This window comes from Nitratireductor sp. GCM10026969, assembly GCF_042660605.1.
In the GTDB taxonomy this organism is placed as follows: Bacteria; Pseudomonadota; Alphaproteobacteria; order Rhizobiales; family Rhizobiaceae; genus Chelativorans.
Genome location: NZ_JBHSUM010000248.1, coordinates 1 through 3,625, shown reverse-complemented (window position 1 = coordinate 3,625; position 3,625 = coordinate 1). Strand labels below are relative to the sequence as shown.

5 protein-coding genes are annotated in these 3,625 nt (G+C 65.1%); all 5 read right to left on the bottom strand.

The genetic code is table 11. The features are described 5' to 3' along the window. Window positions 1–1,078, bottom strand: a 1,078-nt coding sequence (locus ACFP9U_RS24345; protein ID WP_378625383.1) for an MFS transporter, incomplete at its 3' end; no start/stop codon positions are given. 138 nt (window positions 1,079–1,216) lie between these two features. Further along, window positions 1,217–1,936, bottom strand: a complete 720-nt coding sequence (locus tag ACFP9U_RS24340; RefSeq protein WP_378625382.1) for a DUF899 domain-containing protein — start codon at window positions 1,934–1,936, stop codon at window positions 1,217–1,219. An 18-nt stretch (window positions 1,937–1,954) separates the two neighbouring features. After that, on the bottom strand, window positions 1,955–2,368 hold the full coding sequence (locus ACFP9U_RS24335) for a YciI family protein (RefSeq protein WP_378625380.1): 414 nt from the start codon (window positions 2,366–2,368) through the stop codon (window positions 1,955–1,957). A 78-nt stretch (window positions 2,369–2,446) separates the two neighbouring features. Beyond that, the gene (locus ACFP9U_RS24330) at window positions 2,447–2,803 is read right to left on the bottom strand and encodes a YciI family protein (RefSeq protein ID WP_378625379.1); all 357 of its coding nucleotides are present in this window, start codon (window positions 2,801–2,803) and stop codon (window positions 2,447–2,449) included. Between the two features lie 71 nt (window positions 2,804–2,874). Next, on the bottom strand, window positions 2,875–3,625 hold a 751-nt coding region (locus ACFP9U_RS24325; protein WP_378625378.1), incomplete at its 5' end, for an RNA polymerase sigma factor.

The window sequence follows — 3,625 nt, the reverse complement described above, 5'->3', positions numbered from 1 at the left end:
GACCTTCGTCGAGCGCGGCCCACGCGACGGCGGCGAAGCCGATCGCGGCGACCAGGAGCCCGGCCGCCATCACCGTGGCCGGCCGTGCAAACGCCGTGAGCTTGCCCGTCAGCATCGAGCCGACGACAAAGGCGAGGGCGGAGGGCAACGACCAGAGCCCGGCTTCGAGCGGAGAAAGCCCGAGCACCAGCTGCAGGTACTGTGCGACGAAGAGGAACGAACCGAAGGCGACGAAGAGGCTCAGGATGTTGGTAAGCAGGGCGACGTTGAAAGCCGGCCTGCGGAACAGGGCGAGATCGATCAGCGGATCGGCGAGGCGCTTCTGCCGGCGCGCAAAAATGGTGCCGAGCACAAGGCCGGCCAGGACAAAGAGGAAGGCCTCGGTTCCGGGGCCGTGCTCGGCCATCCGCTTCACGCCGTAAATGACGGCGAGCACGGCGGCGAGCGACAGGACGGCGCTTCGGATGTCGAGCCTGCCGGCTTGCGGATCGCGGAACTCCGGCAGCAGGATAGGCGCCAGGACGAGCAGCAGCACCATCACCGGAACGGCGATGAGAAAGACCGATCCCCACCAGAAATAGGCCAGCAGAATGCCGCCGATGATGGGGCCGACCGCCGCGCCGGCGGAATAGCTGGCGATCCATACGCCGATGGCGAAGGTGCGCTCCTTCGGGTCGTGAAACATGTTGCGCAGGAGCGAGAGGGTCGAAGGGGCGAGCGTCGCCGCGGCGATGCCCAGGGTGGCGCGAGCCGCGATCAGCATCTCGGCGCTGGTGGCGAAGGCGGCGAAGACGGAGGCCAGACCGAAGGCCGTGGCGCCGATCAGAAGCAGCCTGCGCCGGCCGATGCGGTCTCCCAGGGTGCCCATGGTGACCAGTGCGCCGGCGACCATGAACCCGTAGATGTCGACGATCCACAGAAGCTGGGCGCTCGAAGGCTTGAGGTCCTCGCTCAAGGCCGGGACGGCCAGATTGAGCACGGTCATGTCCATGGAATAGAGGATGCAGGGCAGCGCCAGGATGGCCAGGCCGATCCACTCGCGCCGGCCCGCGCGGGGCATCTCCGGAGCTTTGTTCATTGCAAAGTCCTCTCAGTCGAGCCGGGGCCGGCGGCCGCTCGGCGCAGCAAAAACGGATGGTTTGGAACGGCCGCCGGTCAGGAGGGCGGCGGCCGATCACCGCAATTCTTTTCGCACAGTTCTCCTGTCAACCTCGTGTCAGGAGGCTCTGGGCTCCTCGACCGGGTATTCGTCGTGACGATGTATCCAGTCGAGCGGCGACTTTTCATTGCGGCCGACGGGCGTGAGATCGAGATACATCAGTGCGCCCAGAACCTCCTCACCGCCGCGCGCGAAGGTCGAGTAGGTGTGAAACACCGCGCCTTCGGCATCCTTCAAGAAAACGCTCATGCCCGGAAGATCCTCGACGCCGGGATCCTCCTTGAGGGGCGCGAAATTGTAGAAGGCCTTGCCGGCCTCGATGTCCTCCTTCCGGAATGAGACCTGGAAGTCGTAGTTGAAGTCGCTTCGCCCGGAAGAGACCCAGGGGAAGGTCCAGCCCATGCGCTGGCGGTAGGCCTCGATCTTCTCGATGGGGGCGCGGGAGACGGCGACGAAGGTCACGTCCTTGTGCAGGAAATGCTGCCGCGCGCCGTCGACGTGATCGGCTTCGAAGGAACAGCCGGGGCAGCCGGCCTTCCAGTCGGGCGAGAACATGAAGTGCTGGACGATGAGCTGACTGCGGCCTTCGAAAAGATCGGCCAGCGTCTTGGGCCCCGCGGGCGTGTCGAAGGTGTAGTCCTTGTCGATCCGGACCCAGGGCAGGGCGCGGCGCGCCTCGGCGATCTCGTCGCGCAGGCGGTAGGCTTCCTTTTCCCTTTCCAAAAGCGCCTTGCGGGCGGCGAGCCATTCTTGGCGGGAAACGACCTGATTGTGCATTGTCTCCTCCTGTGGTGATCAGCCGGTTTGTCCGCCCGAGGACGGGCGAGCGGCCGGCTGCCCGACATTTTCGGGCACCTCATTCTCGAACTCTTCCACGGCACGGACTTCCACGGTGCTGTCGTCCAGCATGGGCAGTCCCGCGGCCAGTGCGACCGCTTCTTCCCTGTCCCTGGCCTCGATGAGGAGGAAGCCCAGCAACTGTTCTTTGGTTTCGGCAAAGGGACCGTCGGTGTTGACGACCTTGCCGCTCTGCTTGCGCAGCACGGTTGCCTGCGAGGACCATTCGAGGCCATGGGAGAGGATGAAGTGGCCGTTGCGCTTGAGCGCAGCCTCATATTCGTCGGCCTTGCGGAGGCATTCCCACATATCCTCCTCCTGCCAGGACTTCATGGCCGATTGGTCGGTATGGATCAGGAAGGCATAGCGCATTCGTTTGCTCCTTCTTCGCGTTGTGCACACGAAGGACGATCACGCCGACGCGGCTCCGACATTTTTGGCGGGGCGGGCCTATTCGCCTTCGAGCAGGTGGATGGCGCGCAATTCGATATGGCCGTGCTCGACCATCGGCACCCTAGAAGCAAGGGCGACCGCCTCTTGACGGTCCTCCGCCTCGATCAGAAGAAAGCCCAGCAACTGCTCCTTCGTTTCCGAATAGGGACCGTCGGTCGCCACGACCTGGCCGCCCTTGGTGCGCAAGGAGGTCGTGAAGGCGGGCGATTCCAGCGCGTGCGCGACGACCAGATGGCCGCCGCTTTCGAGGACCCTGTCATAGTCGAGGGAATCGCGGGTGAGCTTCAGGCTGTCTTCGTCCGACAGAGCCTGAAGCTCCGCTTCGTCGCCATAGACCAAGCATACATATCGCATGGTGTTCTCCTTGAGATAGGGACTATGCGACCGCAGGACGCACCGGGACGTGCGCATCCGACATTTTTGGTCTAACCCGCCGCCATGTTCGCCTCGCCGTCGCCTGTCAGCCGGTCGATATGCTGGCGGATGTGGGCGGCCTCGGCCGGGGTGCGGGCGAGGGCAATGGCGCGGTCGAAGGCGGTGCGCGCCTCGGCGTCGCGACCGAGATCCTTGAGAAGCGCGCCGCGCACGCCGTGGAAATAGAAGTAGCCGGAGAGGCGGTCGGCAAGCGGCTCGATGAGCAGAAGGGCCGCCTGTGCCCCCTGAGCCTTGAACACCGCGACGGCGCGGTTCAGCCTGACGATGGGGGAGGGCTGGAAGCGTTCCAGCATCTGATAGAGGAGATTGATCTCCTGCCAGTCCGTTTCCTCGGGCGTGGCGGCGCGCGCATGGAGGGCGGCGACCGCCGCCTGGATCTGGTAAGGCCCCGGCTGGCGATGGCGCATCGCCTTGTCGACGAGCGCCAGCCCTTCGGCGATCTTGTCGCGGTTCCAGAGGCTCCTGTCCTGGTCCTCCAGGAGCACGATGTTGCCATCTGCGTCGAGGCGCGCGGCCGAGCGCGCGTGCTGGAGCAGCATGAGCGCGAGAAGGCCCATGATCTCGGGTTCGGCGGGGAAGAGGCGCAGGAGCAGGCGGGCGAGCCGGATCGCCTCTTCGCACAGCGGCGTGCGCACATGCACCTCGCCGCTGCTGGCCGAATAGCCCTCGTTGAAGATCAGGTAGATCATGGCGGCGACGGCCGCCACCCCGTGTCCATCAACTTGCGGTGATAAGTCCTTT

What these genes read in the sequence shown, in the direction of transcription:
- ACFP9U_RS24340 (WP_378625382.1), bottom strand. Translation starts at nt 1,936, where the DNA reads ATGCACAATCAGGTCGTTTCCCGCCAAGAATGGCTCGCCGCCCGCAAG.
- ACFP9U_RS24335 (WP_378625380.1), bottom strand. Translation starts at nt 2,368, where the DNA reads ATGCGCTATGCCTTCCTGATCCATACCGACCAATCGGCCATGAAGTCC.
- ACFP9U_RS24330 (WP_378625379.1), bottom strand. Translation starts at nt 2,803, where the DNA reads ATGCGATATGTATGCTTGGTCTATGGCGACGAAGCGGAGCTTCAGGCT.